The following is a 19,877-nucleotide window of genomic DNA, read 5'->3' as shown; positions in this document are numbered from 1 at the left end:
TTTTACTCAAAAAATGGTTTTAATAAATCTAACAAATTCTTTGGAGGCCGGGTGGGTTGATGGCTGTCTTTTTTTAGAAAAGTCAAGGTTGTCCAACCTTCAGTGATTAATTCTTCCTCTTCATTGAACACTTGGTACTCAAATCTGATCCGAACACCGGGCATTTGTGGAATGGTTGTTTTGATCCTTAGGAGCTCGTCATACTTCCCCGGTTTCAGGTAGCGAAAGTGGCTTTCCAGCACCGGCATCATCACACCGTTTTCTTCCATTTCCCGGTAGGAAAAGTTGGCCGACCGCATTGCTTCCACCCGGGCTACCTCAAAATACATGGCGTAGTTGCCGTAGTACACATACCCCATTTGGTCTGTTTCAGCGTATCGCACACGGAGTTGGGTTTCGGAATGGAACATACTAGAAGATTTTGGCTGCATTCAGCGCTGCCTGATAGCGGCGCGCATTAGCCATATGGTCGGTGTAATTGCTGGCAAAGGCATGGTATCCCGAGAAGTCTTCCTTGGCGCAGAAATACAGGAAATCATGACTTTCGGCATTCAAAACAGCATTCAGGGAGTTGATGTCCGGTAGATTGATAGGACCCGGAGGTAGTCCGGTATATTTGTAGGTATTATAAGGGCTGTCTATTTCCTTGTGGATGTTCAGAATACGCTTCAAAGTGAAGTCTCCAGTGGCATAGACCAAGGTGGGGTCTGCCTGAAGTGCCATTCCGATTTTCATGCGGTTGAGGTAAACACCGGCGATTTTTGGGCGCTCATCCGATTTTTGACTTTCTGCCTGCACAATGGAAGCCAGCGTACTTACTTCCTTTAAGGAAAGGCCCATTGCCTGTGCTTTTTGCTTTCGCTCTTCAGTCCAAAAGGTTTGATATTCCCTGTACATTCGGTCAAAGAGCGCCTCAGGACTGGTGTTCCACCAAAACTCATAGGTATTGGGGATAAACATGCTCATGATGGTTTCCTCTTCGAAATCGAACTTTCGGATGTACACCGAATCCTGAAGCATACCCAAAAACTGCTCCGGCGTCACCTCCAGATTTGCTGTGATTTTTTCCGCCAAGTCTTCCTTGGTACGTACATTATTAAAGGTCACCTTCACCGGAACCTGTGCGCCTGACCGCAGCATTTTGACCAAGGCCAGATTGTTCATTTTTGGTTCGATCTTGTACAATCCGGGTTTGACGTCATCCTGATAGCCCAGCACTTTACTGACGAAAGCAAAGCTGATCGCGTCATTGATTACCCGATCGTCATAGAGTTGATTGGAAACCGTTTTGAAAACGGCGTTGCTGGGAATTTTCAGCATGTAGACACGATCCGAATCTACCATCGTATTTGGGCTGAAAAAAAGTTGGTAGAAATAAAACGTCAGGGAAATAACCAGTACAGAACTCGAGATGAGCAAGACCAGAAAGAGTTTTCTTTTTTTCTCAGTAATCATAGGTGACAAAAATAAGGAATGGAAATGAGGAAAAATAAAATGATAGAGATAAGCTCCCTGCGGTCGCGAGATTGACCTCTCCCGCGTCTGGGTAAGAAATGCTCCCCTAGGTTGGGCGAAAAAGGAAGTGGAGGTTCCAGTTTTTATTTATTCTGATTATCTGTGTTCTTTTATTTAGATAAAAGAGAATAATAGGAATAGGCTAAAATCTAACTTTTTGTCCTCTTCGGCCACCTTTACTAAGCAGCTTACCCGCCGTGGCGGAAGGCGAAGTATCCAGCCCCTTATTACCTATGGAAAGTTTGCCGACTGGCAGATTTGCGCCTATCCATATTATTTATTTTAACTAACTTTAATTTCACTAAATTCTTCGGCTATGAGTAAAATCTCTATTCTGAGTTTGTTGGTTTCCTTTTTGATAGTCTCCTGGTCTTCTGAAAAGTCTCCACAGGAAGTATTTGAAGGTGCCAAAGAGAAGGTGTTTTCAGCAAATAGACTTTCTGTCAAGCAAGTGATGCTTTGGGAGGATCCTAATTTGGGTGACATTGACACTATTTCAAAGGGACTTATCCTTCAGAAAAATTTGGAGGTGACATTGGGTTTTGACTTTGTTGGAACAAGGGAAAAATACGCATTAACCTACATCGATGGTGTTCTAGCCAGTATTTCCGATAAGGACAGCACCGTCACTTATTATCCAGAAGCCGAAGTTTCGGCAGTACTCGAATCCAATTCTTTTCTCAGCTTCAGCCCTGTAGGATTATTTAAGAATGGCCCATGGAGCTATTTGGGGGATACTGCAATTGCTGGTAAAACATACAAGGAATATCTCTGGATAGAAATGGATACGACCATCACGGACAAAAAAGTGCTGCTGAAAAACCATATTTTCATCAATCCATCAAACGAAGTGGTGGATCATTATTCCCGTAGATTGTTTCATGATGGGAAGAAAAGTCAGTTTATTGAAGTGAAATATTCGGAGTATGATTTCGCTGATTTGGGAGAGAAATTGGCCTATGACGTGCCTTCTGGATATTTATCCAAACAGTGGGGGCAAAAGGAACCGGATGCCGCTCAAGTTTTAAATAAAGGTGATTTAGCTCCGGATTTTGAATTGACAGATGAAAATGGCGAGCGCGTGAAACTATCTGAATTTCGAGGGAAGAAGGTTCTGCTGGATTTCTCCATGATCCATTGCGGCTGGTGCAAAATTGCCATTGATCAATTCAATAAACCCAATTACCAGTTTGCGGAAAACATTATCCCGCTTTACCTCAATCCGGTAGATTCAAAAGAAAAAATGGATAAGTACCGAGCCAAAGTCACTATTCCATTTCCTGTTCTAATCAATGCCGGGGAAGTTGGGAAAGCTTATGGCGTTACTGGCTATCCTACCTTTTATCTGATTGATGAAAATGGAAAAGTGGAGGATGTCGTTGTTGGTTTTTCGGACGAAAAGATTTTGGAATGGAAAAAAGGGGATTGAGATATGCTACGCGAAATAAGCTTCGCGAGATAGGCTCCCTGCGGTTATGAAAAACAACCCTTTCTGTCGTGAGATATAAGTTTTTACACAATCTTGAAAAAGAATATGGCCCTCGCTTGATTTGAGGGCAGTTTTCATCGCTCATCGCTCATCTGACATCTGACACTCGACCCTTACCAAAATAAAATTCGCCTACCGGTGGAAAAGCGGACAATCCTATTTTTTAAATCTTTATTTCGTCCGTGTTAGCGGACTTATGTCAACCGTATTTCCCATTCATTTTGTATTTCCCTATCTCAGCTTCAGCTATATCTTTAACATATCTGCGCAGCTATCTTTATTTTAGCATCATTCTTAAATTTCTGTTTTTATACCTTGTACTTGGTACTTGGTACCTTGTACAATGAAAACCATCCCCGTCACCTGCGCCATCATCTTTCATCAGGGTAAAGTTCTCGTGGCACAGCGCTCCCTAAATATGGATTTGCCCGGCAAGTGGGAATTTCCCGGAGGAAAAATTGAAGAATCTGAAGACCCGAAAGTTTGCTTATCCAGAGAAATCAAAGAGGAATTGTCAATTGAAATTGAAATTTTTGAAACGCTAAAGCCTTCTGAGTTCACCTATCCTACCAAAACCATCCGGCTTATCCCTTTTGTGGCTACCTGGAAAAGTGGAGAAATCGATCTTTTGGAACACGAGCAAATTGTTTGGTTGGGAGAAAAAGAACTTTTTTGCGTGGATTGGGCAGAAGCAGATGTGCCGATTGTGCACGATTTACAAGAGAAATGGGTTAAGCTTGTAACACAAATCAAAACTGCAAAGTAATGGCAGCTGAATTTATCCGGCTATATGAGCAAAATCCTGATCCCAAGCGGGTGAGACAGGTGGTCGACGTACTTCGAAACGGAGGCATAATAATCTATCCTACCGATACGGTCTATGGAATGGGATGCGATATTACTAATCAGCGTGCCGTCGAGCGAATCTGCAAAATCAAAGGCATCAACCCGAAGAAGCATAATTTTTCTTTCGTCTGTGCCGATCTCAGTAATATTTCCCAATATACCCGAGTGATCACCAAGCCGGTATTCAAAATGATGAAAAAGGGCTTTCCGGGACCTTTTACCTTTATTTTGGAGGCGAGTTCATTGGTGCCGAAGATCCTTCACAGCAATAAAAAAACTGTCGGAATACGTGTGCCGGACCATTCGATTTCCCGGGCAATTGTGGAGGAATTGGGTCAGCCTATTCTTTCCACCTCTATCCATGATGAAGATGAAGTGGTCGAATACAGCACTGACCCCGAGTTGATTTTTGAAAAATATCAGAATTTGGTGGATATCGTCATCGATGGAGGCTACGGTCAAAATGTGGCTTCCACCATCCTCGATTGTACCGGTGATGAGGTGGAAATCATCCGACAGGGACTCGGACAGTTGGAGGATATTGTGTAAAGTCGGATGACTGATGCCCGATGAGAGGTCTCGGATTGAACCAATTCAATTACCAATTTCCAATTACCAATTATCAATTACCAATTCCCAATTCCCAATTATCAATTCCCAAATAACCAATAACCAATTAACCTCTTACCAATAACCCCTCACTCCTTGAATCGAGTAGCAACTGATCTTCACTTTTTACCCTCTCTCGAATTCTTCGCCGCAGTGGCAGATGCAGAGGAAATTTTGCTTTTTCCAAAAGATCGCTACCAGAGGCAATCCTATCTCAATCGGACAAAAATTCGACTTGCAAACAAAGTGGAGACACTGAGTATTCCGATTCAGGGCCGCCGCCCGAGGCTGCCAATGGATCAAATCAAGATCGACCACACTCAAAATTGGCAAGCGGTGCACCTGCGTGGACTCCAAAGTGGCTATGGCAAAGCACCTTTTTTTGAATTCTATTTCCCTTATTTTGAGGGGATCTTTGAATCCGCAGAGGAAAATCTATGGGATTTTAATTTGAGTCTGCTGACAATGTGTCTTAAACTCCTCCGATGGCCTGCCAAACTTACTGTGTTTAACGGAGAGCAAATTCCCTCAGATGTGATAGACATAAGAGCTCAGATAGTGCCTGGAAGGCCCTTTTTGGATAGAAATTATTACTCCCCCCGTCCCTATACCCAGCTTTTTGGCTTAGACTTTGAGCCTAACCTCAGCATTCTGGATTTGTTGTTTTGTGTAGGTCCTGAGTCAGACCATATCCTGAGGGATTCGATAAAAAAACATTGAACAATCGTTAAAAGGATTGTGTTTTTAAAACAAATTCGGTAACATACGTAAGGTTTATTATACAATCAGAAAGGATTTAAATGGAAGCGAAATTTTCAAATAGAGTCAAAGAGGTGATCTCACTTAGCCGCGAGGAAGCACTGCGGTTGGGACATGATTACATTGGCACAGAGCACCTCTTGCTTGGGATGATTCGAGAAGGAGAAGGTGTTGCTGTTTCCATTCTTAAAAAATTGGGCGTTCCTCTGGATGAGCTTCGCAATGCAATCGAACGGGCTGTAAAAGGCACCGCAAATCACAATGTGAAAAACATGGCCAATATTCCACTGACCCGTCAGTCGGAGAAGGTCCTGAAAATCACTTACCTGGAAGCTAAAATTTTCAAAAGCCAACTGATAGGAACTGAACATTTGCTTCTTTCCATCCTAAGAGATGAAGACAATATTGCCACTCAAATCCTTAATAAATTTGAAGTGAACTATGATTCTGTCAAAGACATGTTAGAGATGCAATCAGACGCGGGCACCGCTCCGAGAGCTAAAGCAGAAGCGGAAGATGGGGATGACGATGGGTCCAAGCTCTTTGGGTCATCCGGGAGTGGATCAGGCAGTCAGGCCAAGCCTGGTGCTGAAAAATCCCGAACTCCTGTTTTAGACAATTTCGGTCGTGACCTGACCAAAATGGCTGAAGATGATAAGTTGGATCCTATCATCGGCCGTGAAAAAGAAATTGAGCGAGTAGCTCAGATTCTTTCCAGAAGAAAGAAAAACAATCCGATCCTAATCGGCGAGCCGGGTGTCGGTAAAACAGCCATCGCTGAAGGTTTAGCGCTCAGAATAGTTCAGAAAAAAGTCTCCCGAGTGCTTTTCAATAAGCGTGTGGTGACTTTGGACTTGGCCTCCTTGGTGGCCGGGACAAAATATAGAGGGCAATTTGAGGAGCGAATGAAAGCCGTCATGAACGAGCTTGAAAAATCTCCAAGCGTGATCCTTTTCATTGACGAGTTACACACCATCGTTGGTGCAGGTGGAGCCTCCGGTTCGCTGGATGCATCCAACATGTTTAAACCTGCTTTGGCACGTGGAGAAATACAATGTATCGGTGCCACCACTTTGGATGAATACCGTCAGTACATTGAGAAAGACGGTGCATTGGCCCGTCGATTCCAAATGGTGATGGTGGATGCGACTTCTCCCGAAGAGACCATTCAGATTCTTGAAAACATTAAGGATAAATACGAAGATCACCACAATGTGATCTATACGCCTGAGGCAATTGCGGCTTGCGTGAAGTTGTCTGATCGGTATATTTCTGATCGATTCCTTCCCGATAAGGCGATCGATATCTTGGATGAGGCAGGCGCGAGAGTTCACATCAACAACATTCACGTCCCTGAAGATATTTTGAAGCTGGAAGCGGAAGTAGAGAATATCAAGATTGAAAAAAATAGAGTAGTTAAATCGCAGAAATACGAAGAAGCAGCTCAGTTGCGCGACAAGGAAAAGAAACTCCTGGAGCAATTGGAGACAGCGAAAAATCGCTGGGAAGATGAAAGTAAGTCTAAGCGTTTTGTTGTTGAGGAAGACAACGTAGCTGAAGTCATTGCCATGATGACCGGGATTCCTGCCAAGCGGATTGCACAGAATGAAGGGGCTAAATTGCTCAACATGAATGTGGAATTGGGTGGAAAGGTAATCGGTCAGGAAGAAGCGATCAAGAAATTGACTAAAGCGATCCAGCGCACACGAGTAGGTCTGAAAGATCCCAAAAAGCCAATCGGCTCTTTTATTTTCCTTGGTCCTACAGGCGTTGGAAAAACTGAGCTGGCAAAAATGCTTGCTACCTATCTCTTCGACAAAGACGATGCACTGATTCGGATCGACATGTCGGAATATATGGAGAAATTCTCCGTGTCCCGATTGGTAGGAGCGCCTCCAGGCTATGTTGGCTATGAAGAAGGGGGTCAGTTGACTGAAAAAGTCAGAAGAAAGCCGTATTCAGTAGTATTGCTTGACGAAATCGAAAAAGCGCATCCGGATGTATTTAATATCCTCCTTCAGGTGCTGGACGATGGTATTCTGACCGACGGATTGGGAAGAAGAGTGGATTTCCGAAACACCATCATCATCATGACTTCGAATATTGGAGTTCGTGATTTGAAAGATTTTGGTGCCGGTATCGGTTTCGCAAGCAAAGCAAAATCTGAGGGCATTGATGATATCATGAAGTCGACGATTCAATCTGCGTTGAAGAAAGCATTCAGTCCTGAATTCTTAAACCGTCTGGATGATGTAGTGGTATTCAATTCCCTTACCAAAGAGCATATCTTCAAGATCATTGACATCAGCTTGGGTAAACTCTTCAGAAGAATTACCGATCTGGGATATAAGATTGAGTTGACTGACAAAGCCAAGGACTTCCTTGCTGAGAAGGGCTATGATCAACAGTACGGTGCCCGTCCATTGAACCGGGCGATCCAAAAATACCTGGAAGATGCCATCGCAGAAGAGATTCTAAAAGGTGACCTTTCTGAAGGGGATGTGATTACCGCGGACTATTCCGGGGAAGGTTCCGAACTCACGATTTCGGTTAAGAAGAAAGAAAAAGCTGCCGAGTAATATTCAGCGGGAAAAATAAAATCAAAAAGCTCCGGATATGAATTCCGGAGCTTTTTTTGTGCCCTTGTCAGGGATATTTTTTGGTTCTCCTGTAAATAGGATTGTGGCTTTTGCCCATTCCTTGAAAATTAATTCCGCGATCGGGCTTTAACCAAATTCCATTTTTCAATACACCGCCTTGTAATTAACCTCCACATCCAAAAGTGTCCATTCGTTTTCCTTGACCGTCACAGGCTGCACATTTCCTTCCCCGTCGAAGATATTCGCAAAGAGGCCATTCTCTTCCACAATGAAAACTGAATACCTTCCCGGACTGAGTTGAATGGAATATTTTCCCTGCTTGTCGGATTCTACCTCGGTGATTGGTTTTGAAGCTATAGCAGTGAATAGACCATCTTCCATTTTTAAGTCAGAGAATTTAGTCAATGGATAAATTCTTATTGTCCTTTTTATAGGTTTAGGAGTCGTTTTGGGAGCTGCTTTTCCACTTTCTGTAATCATGGGCATTTGATTCCCTTCTATCCAAGTGACTGTGCCGGTGATCCCCTGACCTTCAGGTTTTAGGGGTTTGCAGCTCAGAAACAGAAATCCGGCAGAAAGAAGCGAGGCTAAAAACAAAAATCTTTTCATCTGTTTAAAATTTGTTTTAATAGGTCAGATGCCCGCCTGTATTCGGACAGGGAATCTCGCATGGATTCCCCGATAGCTCGGGGCATCTCTCTGTGTGTCACCTCAGGCAGGCTCGATTTCATCTGTTTATAATTTGTTTTTCAAAGGCCATATGCCCACCTGTATTCGGACAGGGAATCTCGCATAGAGAATAATCATCCCAGTGTGTGACTTTTTAGTCATGCCTGTCTGCTACAGGCAGGCCTGCCTGTAGCAGACAGGCTCGATTTCATTCCAATATCTAATAAGTGTGAATATCCATAACCTTAGGCAGCTTTAAATTGTCAAGGGTTAAGATTGAAACGCAGGAATAAGACACCTTCCGGCTCCGGCCTTCTTACTCCTTTCGCTTATGGAAAGCAAATTCCATCCCGGAAAACCTTATCCCCTAGTGACTCCTTAAATTCCCTCGAACAGCACAAATGATTCCAAATATTGTGGGACTATGGTGTTCCAGTCTAATTCATCCTTTAATTTCTGGGCTAAAGTCTCAGCGCTAAGCTGCTCTCCATGCACAATAAATACCATTTTGGGCTTCTCACAAAATCCCTCAGCCCAATCCATTAATTCGGATTGATCGGCATGAGCGGATAGCCCTTCAATTGGATAGATTTTCGCTTTGACGGGGACCTCATTTCCATAGATTCTGACAGTAGGCTCTCCATTGAGTAACCTTCTTCCGCGGGTTCCTTCGGCCTGAAATCCTGCTATGATTACTCCGTTTTTTTCATGCGGCAAGTGATGAAAAAGATGGTGGAGTACACGTCCTCCTGTTGCCATTCCACTTGCTGATATAATGATAGCCCGACCCTTAAACTCGTTCAAAGACATGGACTGCTCCCGTTTTTGATAATAATGGAGTTGAGGATGCTTATACGCATGCTCATGTTCCTCCTCAATCATAGCTGAGAGGCGATGGTCGGTATGGAAATCCAAGTAAAGCTTGGTTGTATCGATGGCCATAGGACTATCCAGAAAAATCGGCACTTTGGGGATTTTACCCTTTTTCATCAATTGGTAAAGGTGATACAGTATGAGTTGAGTCCTGCCAACGGCAAAGGCTGGAATAATCACCAAACCAACTCTGTCGAACGTGTCCCTAATTGCGCGGGCAAGCTCTTCCTCAGGCTTGGTAGGAGGGGCGTTTCGATCTCCATAGGTCGATTCCATCCAAACAATATCTCCTTTGGGAATACGTGTTGGAGGGAAAAGTAAGGGGTCATGATATCTCCCCAAGTCTCCGGAAAAGACCAGTTTTTTGGTTTGAGATTCACCTTTTAAGACCACTTTGACGATGGAAGCTCCGAGAATATGCCCTGCATGGAAGAAGGTCACATCGACTCCGGGGTGAATCGAAAAGGCCCGATCAAAAGGCTTGGGAGTAAGCATCGGAAAGACGGCTTCGGCATCTTCTATGGTGTATAGGGGCTGCGGATCTTCATGGCGGGAGTAGCCTTTCTTACGGGCAAACTCGGCTTCTTCCTCCTGTAGCTTACCTGAATCCAAAAGAAGAATTTTCGCCAATTCTTCACTGGCTTCCGTGCAATAAATTGGTCCTCTGAATCCCTGCTTCACCAATCGGGGCAGATAGCCAATGTGGTCCAGGTGAGCATGGGTCAATATGACACAATCCAACTCGTCCACCGGTGTGGGAAATTTGTCCCAGTTTCGTTCTCTGAGTTCCTTACGTCCTTGAAAAAGCCCACAATCCACCAAGAATTCAAAATCTCCCAAGTCGATAAGATATTTAGAACCGGTAACAGCTCCGGAGCCGCCCAAAAATCTTGCAGTAACGTCCATTTCTTTTTTGTTTAGAAGGTACAAAAAAAGAGGCACCTAATGGCGCCTCTTTCTTATTTATACCTTCAATTAAGTTAATCTTTCATAAAGAATGCATCAGCAAATTTTGCCCGGGTTGCACTGTCAATTTTAGCCTTGCTCAGAGAGTCCAGTTGTATTTTATCCTTTTCTTCCCTATCCCAATCTTCGGTGCTATTGTCTTTTCTCCCGCAGGTAAGGCAAACCAGACCGGCTTCATTGAAGACCCAAACTGTCGTGGATCTTACGTCTGAGGAGCGGTATCCATTGGTGTAAATGGTGTTTCTGAGAATGTCAAGAAGTGACCGCTCCATAATGAATGGGCGCTCATATGGAATCTGAAGTGTCAGGTTTACCTTTTGGTCTCTGAACTGATCCAAACTGCTGATGTCAAATCCTTCGTCGAAAATCACCACAGAATCCATCACTGCATAGGAGTACTTAAAACCCTGCGCATTGGCCAAAGCCTCGGACTTGGTTCGGCCCCTTGAGAAATATTCTTCTTTAAGGGTGACCAAGGAATCTGCTTTGCCTTCGATTTTGAGGTTGACATGGTTAAAGGTAGGATCATCTTCCGCCTCATTCAGCTTGAGGATCAAGGTGCCGGGTGTGACAGAAAGTTGGCTTTCAGTTTTATACCAATTGTCTTCCTTAAACTGTGCTACAATTTTTGGAATCTGGAAAAGAGAAATTCCAACACAAAGCAGCCACAATCCCAATGCTACCAAACCAAATCTCGCTCCGATGAGATTCTTTTGCGCCAGCACACTTAGGCCTAGCAAGAGTATGATGATACCCGGAATGATGATCAATCCCATGCTGGAGATGACCAGCCAGAGTGGAACCATATCTGTGAACAATTCCACCGGGAAATTTTCTATCAAGGCTCTGTAATCAGAGTCTGAGATCCCGAAGTATGCGGCCAATGCTGCGAGAGGAGCTATGGTCAAGGAAAGCCCAATGAAGAAAATGATCAAGCCAAAGATGATTCGAATGACCGTTCCGATAAATGTCCCCAAAGGGCCCAAGGCTGATCCCAGAGCGTCTATTACTTTTCCTAAAACCCGGAAAGGTGCCATCAGAATTTTTCTGGCTTGGGACTCAGGCTGCGGTGGAACAGGATTGATACTCTCCTTGATCGTGGAGTCAATGCTGTCCAGCGTGATTTCTCCACCTTTCATTTTGATCCGCTCTGTGATTGAACTTGCCACCGGTGTGATGATCCAGAGAATCAGGTAAATCAAAATCCCCGATCCTCCTGCAAAGGCCAATAACACAAATGCAAGTCTTACATAAAGAACCTCTACCCCAAAATAGGCTGCCAAACCACTGGACACTCCTCCCAAAACCTTGTCGTCGGGGTTTCTAAAGAGCTTTTTGATTTTGCTGTCTTCCATCAGCTCATAAGAAACCGGTAAGATGACCCACAAGACGATGTAGGCGACTATGGCGAAAAAGCCAAAGCCCAGATTGAACCGGAAGTTGTCAAAAGGGAGGATGTCAAAAATGCCAAATTTCAAATTGAGGTTGCCGCTGAATAAAAGCAGAATAGCGATCAGCCTGATCCATAGGGGATCTACAGCCAAATAGTTGGCGATTCCGGCACACACGCCGCCAAGAATTTTCTTGTTTTCCAGTCGCTTGAGTTTTTTGTAGCCGCCTGGTTCGCTGCCTGGAGGGGTTACATACTTATAGAAGTCTTCCTCTCTATGGGAATTTTCTTCGACAGGCTCCTCCTTTTCTTCTTCCACTGCCGTGAAGTCAGCGATGGTACCCATCTTTTCAATGAGTTTATCGACATTTTCAGCGGTGATGACCTGTTTGTTATTTTTCAGATTGCTCAGGAAAATTTCCGCAATTCTGTTTTCGATGTCAGAGATGATTTCCTGATTGTCTTTATAGCTTGAAAAGTGCCTGTTGATTGCATCCAGGTACTTTCGCAAGGTGTCGTAGCCGTCTTCTTCGATGTGGAAAAGGATGCCGCTGATGTTGATGCTTATCGTCTTTTTCATTTTAATTCTGTTTTTAGGGTTGCTTCAGGATCAATTCTTAGCCATGATTTCAGTTGTAGAATTGACCAATGAAGTCCAGGTTTCCGAGAGGGTGAGCAGGAATTTTTTTCCTTCTTCGGTGATCAAGTAATATTTTCGAGGTGGCCCGGATTCGGATTCGACCCAGCGATAAGTGACAAGTTCGGCAGATTTCAGCCGATTGAGCAGGGGGTAGAGGGTTCCCTCGACCACGATCATCTGAGCTTGAGTCAGCTCTTCGATCAGATCTGAAGTATAGACCTCGCCCCGTGAGATGATGTGCAACACGCAAAACTCCAGGAGTCCTTTGCGCATTTGAATCTGTGTGTTGGCGACGTTCATGGTATGGTGATTAGGTATCCTTTCGGAGAATATTTTTCCTTTCTATTACCAGTCTTCAAAGAAAAATGATACCAATCTTTTCCAAGCTACCTTGTATAACCTGATTCCTTGTTAAAACTATCAACCGGGGATACTACACTTTCTAAAAAGGGCCTTCAAAATGGACTCAGTTGATATTTTATTTATTTGAAAAAATTCTTGTGTTTTTTCGACACCTTAGATTTCTGATATCCAAATCAAATAATATGTTCAGCAATGTGACATTAAAGTGTCCGATGGTGTACATTTCAGTGCAATTGATTGAATTAAAAACACCTAGGCTAGTTCGGAGTTTTTTAAATTGAATTATTTTGGGCTTGTGAAATTGAATATGGTGAAATTTTTATGCGCTACTTGTTTGTTTTGTTTTCAGGTCTTTTGGGCAGGGGAAGTCTTTTCTCAGAGCCTGACCCCCAAATATTCCAATGAATTTCTAAGCATCGGAGTTGGGGCAAGAGCCTTGGGAATGGGCGGGGCGCAAGTCGGGGCGGTTCGGGATGTGACTGCTGCGTATTGGAATCCTGCTGCACTTACCGGTATCCGGCACCAGTATGAATTTTCCCTGATGCACGCGGAATACTTTGCAGGGATTGCCCAATATGATTATTTGGGGTTTAGCACCCCGATAGGGAATCAAAACCAAGTAGCAGTTTCTTTGATCCGCTTTGGCGTGGATGATATCCCCGATACGCGATTTCTTTACGATGCCAATGGCGCACTTAATTACAACAATATCCAGTTTTTCAATGCTGCGGATTATGCCCTGCTTCTCAGTTTTGCAAGGGACATTTCAGATAAGATTAAGTTGGGGGCAAATGCAAAGGTCGTTCATCGGAACGTGGGGAAGTTTGCACAGGCATGGGGTTTTGGGTTGGACCTGGGAGGACTTTACATCCAAAAGCGCATGACCATCGGACTCATGGTCCGGGATATTACTACCACTTATAATGCCTGGACTCATAATGCGGAATTGGTTCGCGAAGTCTATGCGCAAACCAATAATGAAGTGCCCTTAAATACAGTTGAAATCACTCTTCCCAAGGCAATCGCCAGTATCGCGTATGATTGGAAACTTGGTGAAAAATTCAATTTATTGACTGCATTGGATCTGGAAACCACATTTGACGGGGCTCGAAATACCGTGATTTCATCTTCTGCATTCAGCATTGATCCAAAATTTGGTCTGGAACTGGGCTTCAAACAGCTGGTATTTGTCCGGGGCGGTGTCAGCAATTTTCAATACATCAAAGATTTTCAGGGAAATGAATCGTTAAACTTTCTGCCGGCAGCAGGCATAGGTGTCATTCTAAGTGAGCGGTTTCAGATTGATTATGCCCTTTCAGATTTGGGAGACGTTTCGGAGAGTCCTTATTCCCATATTTTCAGTGTAAAGGTGAGTTTGGAGAAGATTTCTTCAGACTTCAGGAAATTTAAATCTTGGGAAAGATGAGACTCATAAAGACTTTGCTGACCAGTTTGATTTTGATTTTTGCTTTGACATCTGTGAAAGCTCAGGAACCTGTATGGTATGACTACTCCTTGACCTACTACAAGATTCCGACGGCTCAAGACGGAATTTATCGGATTTCAGCCAATTCACTTCAAGCTTCGGGACTCAATACCTCCAACTTGGATCCTCGGATGATCCGGGTTTTTCACCGGGGAAAAGAAGTAGCAATCCATGTGGAAGGAGAAGGTGACGGCAAACTGGATCCGCAAGACTTTATTGATTTTTATGGGATACGAAACGATGCCGAGCTGGACAAAAAACTCTACACCAAGTTTTCTACTATCCCAAATCCATATTACAATACCTATACTGATACCACGGCATTTTTCCTCACTGTCACTCCGGGTACACCCGGAAAACGGATGAGTCAAAGACCAGTGCCTGCTTCAAACCTCCCTCTTGTTTCCGGTTTCGAAACAGAACAGCTCCAAGTCTTTTCGGATCAATATTCCTTGGGAAGAGCCTATACGCTAGGATTTAGACTTTCGAGCTATGACATTGGCCAAGGATGGATGGGAGTCCAGATTACCAAAGGGGCAGCAAGGGATATGCCGTTTTCCGGCTTGGGGACCATTAGTAACTCAGGAACTGCCAAACTGGAAATCGGATTGGTAGGAAGGTCTGAAAACCCCCATCTGGTTACGATCAGTGCCGGTCCGCTCACAGGGACTCAGCGCACGTTGACCCAAGCCAGTTTTACCGGCTTTGAATACCCTCAGCTCAGTTTGGATTTGCAGATGAGCGATTTTAATGCAAATGGCTCTTTGATTGTGAAAGTCCTGCCTCAGGGGCCACAATCTGTGGATAATGTTTCGATTGCATACGCCAAAATTACGTATAGGAAACCTATTCAAGCTGGAGATTTTGGGCCCCGTCAAATGATCTTTCCTCCGGGAAGTCAGCGGGCAGTGATCAATCAGGTCCAAAATAATTATGTCGCTGTAGATGTGACTGATCTTCACAACCCCCAAAAAGTACAGGTATCCAAAGTCGGCACAGCCATGAGTTTCACCGCCGCAGTACCCGGCCAATCCAGTAAAATCTGGATTCAGCCTGAGGGAACTGTGATCGCTGTGGGGACCATGCAAAAAGTAAAATTTCGAAATTACCTGACCCAAGCCTCGAATTACATCATTGTAGGTCATAGGGAATTGGAAAAGGCAAGTTCAAAATATGCCAATCCATTAAAAATGTATGCCCAGCATCGTGCCTCTGCCTTAGGGGGTGGATTTGATACGCTTACTGTGAGAATGGAGGAGCTCTATGATCAGTTTGGATATGGGGAAAAATCTCCGGTTGCCCTGTACGAATTTCTGAGAGCCTACTATCCTGTCCATAAGCCAACGCATATGTTGTTGGCTGCAAGATCAATTGCTGTTTTTTCCCAGGGTAGACTCAATAATCAGAACGTTTTCTACAGGAAATCTCCGGAGGCCTTTGCCTTCCAGGATCTGGTACCTGTGGGAGGGTATCCCTTTTCTGACAATGTGTATGTCTTAGGCTTAGATGCCGAAAATCCTGAGGTTCCCGCAATGGCAGTAGGCAGGATCCCAGGCAAAAACGCGCAGCAACTCTCCGATTACCTGGACAAAGCAATCGAAAAAGATCAGGTGGGAGTGAGCGAGCCCTGGCAAAAAGAATTGATCCACCTCAGTGGAGGAGTCTCTGAATTTGAATTGGAGCGCTATTTCAGTTTTTTGAATGGTTTTAAAGCCCTGGCTGAGGGGCCATTTTTGGGAGGAAAGGTGACGACCTATCGTAAACGGTCCAATTCAGTAGTGGAAGTGATCGATATCTCAGGGGATCTCAATGAAGGGCGATCCATGTTGACCTTCTTTGGCCATGGTGCACCGACCATCATTGATATTGAGATTGGGTTTGCCTCTGACCCCACCTTAGGCTATGCCAACAAAGGGAAGTATCCTATTATGCTTTTCAATGGCTGTGACTATGGAAGTGCATATTCTACCGTGTATACACAAGGGGAAGATTGGATTATCACACCGAATAAAGGTGGGGCAATTGTTATGGCAAATACCTCAATCGGCGTGGACGTGTACTTGAGAAGGTATTCCGATTTGTTTTACTCATCAGCGTTTGCAGACAGCACGCTCATCTACCGAACCATCGGTGAAGTGAAAATGGAGGCAGAAAAGAACTTTATTAACCTCTATGGCACCAACCCGCTCAACTACTCTCACATGGAGCAGATGGTTATGCTCGGAGATCCTGCAATACGGATTTTCCCTGCCAATAAAGCCGACTACGCCCTCAAAGTGGAGGAAGTAAGTTTAGGTACTTTTGACGACTCTCCCCTTTCTGCAATTTCGGATAGCCTAAAACTTTCTTTCTTGGTCAGAAATCTCGGAATTGTCAATCCGGATTCCCTGAATTTCAAAATTGACAGAAGACTTCCCGATGGGACGATGCTAAGCTTTGATCCGGTCAAAATCTCCTCGATCTCCAGATCTGATACAGTCGTTTTTTCTATTCCAAACTTCCTCCTGGATGCCGCAGGGGAGAATCAGTTTACCATCGCGTTAAATACCGAGCGCACTGTCCCGGAGATGACGTTTGCCAATAATGTCATCACATACACCGCATTCATTCCTTTGAGTGGCACAGTCAATTTGTTTCCGACCGATTTTGGGATTGTCAACCAAAAGGAGCTCAAGCTGATCACTCAGGCACCGGGAAAGCTGACGGAAAGCAGAACCCTGATCGTTCAAATGGATACGACGATTAACTTCAATTCAGCTTTCAGAAAGGAAATCCGATCGACTACCTCGGGGCTTGTGGAGTGGCCTGTCAGCTTGTTGGCGGGAAATGATTCCACCACCTACTATTGGAGATCCCGCTACCAAGATCCAAAAGTGGGAGAAACAGATGCTTGGACAAATTCCAGTTTTTCATTTATCCCGAATACAGGAAACGGCTGGACACAGCGAGTGGAAGATCAGCTCGATCAAAGTCAGCTGGAAAATCTGGAGTTGGACCAGGCGAGGAAGTCATGGCAGTATGTCCAACAGAAATCAAGTATTGAAGTGTTCACGGTAGGCTCAGGTGTCGATTCGCTCAATTTTAGAAACACGCAATTTTATCTTGACAATATCCCGCAGATCATCGACAACGTCAACAATGCCAACAGCCGACTTTGTCCCAATGGATCGATCGGATTAGTGGCGATCGATCAAAAAACCTTGCTTCCATACCTAGCGGTCCCTGTGCCGGGATTTGATATCCTTGATTCCAGAGCTTGCGGTAGGGTGCCTCAAATGATCCAAAGTATCCAAAATGCCTGGATTACAACTCCGGGGAATACCATCCTGCAGGATTATGTCAGAGGGGTGAAAGAGGGTGATTATGTCGTCATTTTCACGGTTGGGAGTGTCAATTTTGATGCTTGGCCTGATCGAGCCTATCAAAGTTTGAGAGCATTTGGGGCAAATGAAGCCACACTCAGAGCACTGAAAACCGGTGATCCGTACATCCTCTATGGACGAAAAGGAATGCGGGCAGGCGAATCTATTGAGATCGTCGGCAACCCAAATTTCACCCAACCTGCCTCCAAGCAGACTCTCAGCTTTACAACAGCCCTTGAAGGCTATTTCACCAATGGCGTGATCCTCTCTCCGAGAATTGGCCCAGCATCATCTTGGGAGCGATTTTTCCAAAATGTAAATGCCAGAAACTGGATCAATGAGGAGGAGTTTACCCGCTTTGATATCCTTGGAGTAGCTGAAGATGGCCAGCAACGGGTGTTGGTGGAAAATACCTTGGATAAAGAAATCGATCTCTCTTTCATCAATCCGCTTAGCTACCCTTATCTGCGGCTGAGGTATTCGATGAAAGATGAGAAATCTACAAAGCCCGCCCAGCTGGATAAGTGGCAGGTCAATTTCGAAGGAGTGCCTGAGGGGGTTCTTTTGGAGAAAAATCCCGGAGATCGAATCCGCCTAAGAGAAGGGCAGAGCGCCAAAATTGATTTTATTTTCAAAAATATCTCCCTGTATAACTTTTCGGATTCAATTCAGGTGGATTGGAAAATGACCAATATAACCACCAAAAAATCGGAAAACTTTACCAAAAAATTCCCTGCGCTGAAAGCCGGCGAGCAGTTTGAATTTACTGTAGAATTTAACAGTATCGGCAGAGCGGGAGAGACCGAATTGGAAGTATTTGCCAACCCAAGAATTCAGCGGGAGCAGACCTTCCGAAATAACATGATTGACCTGGGGGTAGCATTTGTAGTCGAAGGAGATAATTCCACCTCACTTTTGGATGTGAATTTTGATGGGATTTATATCATGGATGGGGATTTAGTGTCACCAAATGTCATGGTCACAGCGCTTCTTAAAAATGATCAGACTCTACTTTATAAGAGGGATACCTTGGGGATGGAAATATTCCTGAAGAAGAACTGTGAGGGTTGTCAGTTTGCCAAAGTCAATTTCTCCAATCCAAATCTTACTTGGTCACCTGCTTCGGCGAGCGAAAGTTTTAGAGTTTCATTTATTCCGGGGCCGCTTGAAGACGGACTTTATACCTTGAGGATCACCAATGAGGATTCTCCTCAACCCTATGAGATTACATTCGAGGTAGTCAATGAGTCTCAGATCACCAACTTCTATCCGTACCCAAATCCATTCAGTACTTCAGTCCGCTTTGTCTTTACCTTGACGGGTGCGGAGATTCCTGATGAGATCAAAATTCAAATTATGACCGTCACCGGCAAAGTCGTCAGAGAAATTCTTCAAAATGAATTGGGGCCTATCCGTATAGGCAACAACATCACCGAATATGCTTGGGACGGAAAAGATGAGTTTGGTGATCAGCTGGCCAATGGCGTTTACATTTATCGGGTTTTGATTCGTAAGAATGGGCAGTTTATGGAGCATCGACCGACTGCGGGAGATCGGGGATTCACCAAAGGCTACGGCAAAATGTATTTGCTTCGCTAGGCCTTGGAAGTTTTCCAACTGCGATAAAGTCCCCAAAAACTAACCAAAAACAAGAAAGCCAGAATTCCCAATTGGATGGGATCATTCATGGCTTTTTTTGCATCCATAAAAGAGCTTGCCAAAAGGCCAGTTCCAAAAGCGATCAGGGTCCGGGGAAGCATACCAGGAATCCCGAAAAGCAGGACTTTTTTCAGATCGATTTTTAGCGAAGCAAAAAGGAAATTGGAAATCGCAAAAGGGATAACCGGACTGATTCGAATAAAAAATATCAGACTTTGCGGGCGTTCAATTCTGCTTTCAATCGCTTGTCTTATTTCAGGTTTCCGTTGGTAAAGCAGACCAAGAAAATTAGTGTTCAGTACTTTTCCGAGCGCATACCCGATCACATTAGCGAATAAGTAACCAAGGAATAATCCCGGAAAGCCGATCCAACCGAAAAAATAACCGGTTGCAAGGGCGGTGAGCGTGGTAGGTAAAAGGGCAAATCCGAGTAAAAGAGCGATCAATCCAGTAAAAAGGATGTGATGAAATACCAGATCAAGTGGAAAATTTCCGGTAAGGCCGGCATTTGACACTAAGACCAAACTTCCGATTGCCGGCATTACCATCACCCAAAGCCACCCAAATGCAGCGCTTGGGTGATCCCTAAAGTACTCTCTTAAAGTTTTGAAAATACTGTCCTTTTTTGTCATCTTTGACGGGCTAATGAGG

14 protein-coding genes are annotated in these 19,877 nt (G+C 44.4%); 7 read left to right on the top strand and 7 right to left on the bottom strand.

What is annotated here, in order from left to right; all coding sequences use genetic code 11:
* Positions 1–2 precede the first annotated feature (2 nt).
* Both Q8M62_RS10460 and mltG read right to left on the bottom strand, forming a co-directional pair.
* Positions 3–410 (bottom strand): thioesterase family protein, encoded by a 408-nt coding sequence (locus Q8M62_RS10460; protein WP_304902661.1) that lies wholly within the window; start codon positions 408–410, stop codon positions 3–5.
* A gap of 1 nt (position 411) precedes the next feature.
* Positions 412–1,455: an endolytic transglycosylase MltG gene (mltG, locus tag Q8M62_RS10455; RefSeq protein WP_092728911.1), complete on the bottom strand. Its 1,044-nt coding sequence runs from the start codon at positions 1,453–1,455 to the stop codon at positions 412–414.
* Between the two features lie 376 nt (positions 1,456–1,831).
* Here mltG and Q8M62_RS10450 point away from each other — a divergent pair, with 376 nt between their 5' ends.
* From Q8M62_RS10450 to Q8M62_RS10430, 5 genes are all read left to right on the top strand, one after another.
* Positions 1,832–2,944 carry a peroxiredoxin gene (locus Q8M62_RS10450; protein WP_304902660.1) on the top strand — a complete coding sequence of 371 codons (1,113 nt, stop codon included), beginning with the start codon at positions 1,832–1,834 and terminating at the stop codon, positions 2,942–2,944.
* A 403-nt stretch (positions 2,945–3,347) separates the two neighbouring features.
* Complete coding sequence (locus tag Q8M62_RS10445) at positions 3,348–3,770, top strand: (deoxy)nucleoside triphosphate pyrophosphohydrolase (RefSeq protein WP_304902659.1); 423 nt, start codon at positions 3,348–3,350, stop codon at positions 3,768–3,770.
* The gene (locus tag Q8M62_RS10440; protein ID WP_304902658.1) at positions 3,770–4,399 is read left to right on the top strand and encodes an L-threonylcarbamoyladenylate synthase; all 630 of its coding nucleotides are present in this window, start codon (positions 3,770–3,772) and stop codon (positions 4,397–4,399) included. Before Q8M62_RS10445 ends, Q8M62_RS10440 begins: the two co-directional genes overlap by 1 nt.
* Before the next feature lie 156 nt (positions 4,400–4,555).
* Complete coding sequence (locus tag Q8M62_RS10435) at positions 4,556–5,179, top strand: WbqC family protein (protein WP_304902657.1); 624 nt, start codon at positions 4,556–4,558, stop codon at positions 5,177–5,179.
* An 80-nt stretch (positions 5,180–5,259) separates the two neighbouring features.
* Complete coding sequence (locus tag Q8M62_RS10430) at positions 5,260–7,797, top strand: ATP-dependent Clp protease ATP-binding subunit (protein WP_304902656.1); 2,538 nt, start codon at positions 5,260–5,262, stop codon at positions 7,795–7,797.
* Between the two features lie 165 nt (positions 7,798–7,962).
* Here Q8M62_RS10430 and Q8M62_RS10425 read toward each other — a convergent pair whose 3' ends face one another.
* The 4 genes from Q8M62_RS10425 to Q8M62_RS10410 all read right to left on the bottom strand — a co-directional run bounded on the left by Q8M62_RS10425 (position 7,963) and on the right by Q8M62_RS10410 (position 12,656).
* Positions 7,963–8,427, bottom strand: coding sequence for a carboxypeptidase regulatory-like domain-containing protein (locus Q8M62_RS10425; protein WP_304902655.1), 465 nt, complete (start codon positions 8,425–8,427; stop codon positions 7,963–7,965).
* 438 nt (positions 8,428–8,865) lie between these two features.
* Entirely contained in the window at positions 8,866–10,266 is a 1,401-nt protein-coding gene (locus Q8M62_RS10420) for an MBL fold metallo-hydrolase RNA specificity domain-containing protein (protein ID WP_304902654.1), read from the bottom strand.
* A gap of 74 nt (positions 10,267–10,340) precedes the next feature.
* A complete protein-coding gene (locus Q8M62_RS10415; protein WP_304902653.1) occupies positions 10,341–12,296 on the bottom strand; it encodes a PspC domain-containing protein in 1,956 nt (651 codons plus the stop codon).
* Positions 12,297–12,326: 30 nt separating this feature from the next.
* Positions 12,327–12,656: a PadR family transcriptional regulator gene (locus Q8M62_RS10410; protein ID WP_092728902.1), complete on the bottom strand. Its 330-nt coding sequence runs from the start codon at positions 12,654–12,656 to the stop codon at positions 12,327–12,329.
* A 370-nt stretch (positions 12,657–13,026) separates the two neighbouring features.
* Between Q8M62_RS10410 and Q8M62_RS10405 the strand changes: the two genes are divergently transcribed.
* Positions 13,027–14,145, top strand: a complete 1,119-nt coding sequence (locus Q8M62_RS10405; RefSeq protein WP_304902652.1) for a PorV/PorQ family protein — start codon at positions 13,027–13,029, stop codon at positions 14,143–14,145.
* Positions 14,142–19,166 (top strand): C25 family cysteine peptidase, encoded by a 5,025-nt coding sequence (locus Q8M62_RS10400; protein ID WP_304902651.1) that lies wholly within the window; start codon positions 14,142–14,144, stop codon positions 19,164–19,166. Before Q8M62_RS10405 ends, Q8M62_RS10400 begins: the two co-directional genes overlap by 4 nt.
* On the opposite strand, the gene Q8M62_RS10395 is transcribed toward Q8M62_RS10400, so the two are convergent.
* Positions 19,163–19,858 (bottom strand): VTT domain-containing protein, encoded by a 696-nt coding sequence (locus Q8M62_RS10395; protein ID WP_304902650.1) that lies wholly within the window; start codon positions 19,856–19,858, stop codon positions 19,163–19,165. The two genes, Q8M62_RS10400 and Q8M62_RS10395, sit on opposite strands and share 4 nt — an antisense overlap.
* Between the last annotated feature and the right edge of the window lie 19 nt (positions 19,859–19,877).

The organism is Algoriphagus sp. (assembly GCF_030694375.1).
Taxonomy (GTDB): Bacteria; Bacteroidota; Bacteroidia; order Cytophagales; family Cyclobacteriaceae; genus Algoriphagus.
This window is presented reverse-complemented; position numbering and strand designations above follow the sequence as displayed.

Excerpts from the sequence above, each read along its gene's own strand:
- Q8M62_RS10420 (WP_304902654.1), bottom strand. The coding sequence starts at position 10,266 with ATGGACGTTACTGCAAGATTTTTGGGCGGCTCCGGAGCTGTTACCGGT.
- Q8M62_RS10395 (WP_304902650.1), bottom strand. The coding sequence starts at position 19,858 with ATGACAAAAAAGGACAGTATTTTCAAAACTTTAAGAGAGTACTTTAGG.
- Q8M62_RS10440 (WP_304902658.1), top strand. The coding sequence starts at position 3,770 with ATGGCAGCTGAATTTATCCGGCTATATGAGCAAAATCCTGATCCCAAG.
- Q8M62_RS10445 (WP_304902659.1), top strand. The coding sequence starts at position 3,348 with ATGAAAACCATCCCCGTCACCTGCGCCATCATCTTTCATCAGGGTAAA.
- mltG (WP_092728911.1), bottom strand. The coding sequence starts at position 1,455 with ATGATTACTGAGAAAAAAAGAAAACTCTTTCTGGTCTTGCTCATCTCG.
- Q8M62_RS10450 (WP_304902660.1), top strand. The coding sequence starts at position 1,832 with ATGAGTAAAATCTCTATTCTGAGTTTGTTGGTTTCCTTTTTGATAGTC.
- Q8M62_RS10460 (WP_304902661.1), bottom strand. The coding sequence starts at position 410 with ATGTTCCATTCCGAAACCCAACTCCGTGTGCGATACGCTGAAACAGAC.
- Q8M62_RS10425 (WP_304902655.1), bottom strand. The coding sequence starts at position 8,427 with ATGAAAAGATTTTTGTTTTTAGCCTCGCTTCTTTCTGCCGGATTTCTG.
- Q8M62_RS10410 (WP_092728902.1), bottom strand. The coding sequence starts at position 12,656 with ATGAACGTCGCCAACACACAGATTCAAATGCGCAAAGGACTCCTGGAG.
- Q8M62_RS10400 (WP_304902651.1), top strand. The coding sequence starts at position 14,142 with ATGAGACTCATAAAGACTTTGCTGACCAGTTTGATTTTGATTTTTGCT.
- Q8M62_RS10415 (WP_304902653.1), bottom strand. The coding sequence starts at position 12,296 with ATGAAAAAGACGATAAGCATCAACATCAGCGGCATCCTTTTCCACATC.
- Q8M62_RS10405 (WP_304902652.1), top strand. The coding sequence starts at position 13,027 with ATGGTGAAATTTTTATGCGCTACTTGTTTGTTTTGTTTTCAGGTCTTT.
- Q8M62_RS10430 (WP_304902656.1), top strand. The coding sequence starts at position 5,260 with ATGGAAGCGAAATTTTCAAATAGAGTCAAAGAGGTGATCTCACTTAGC.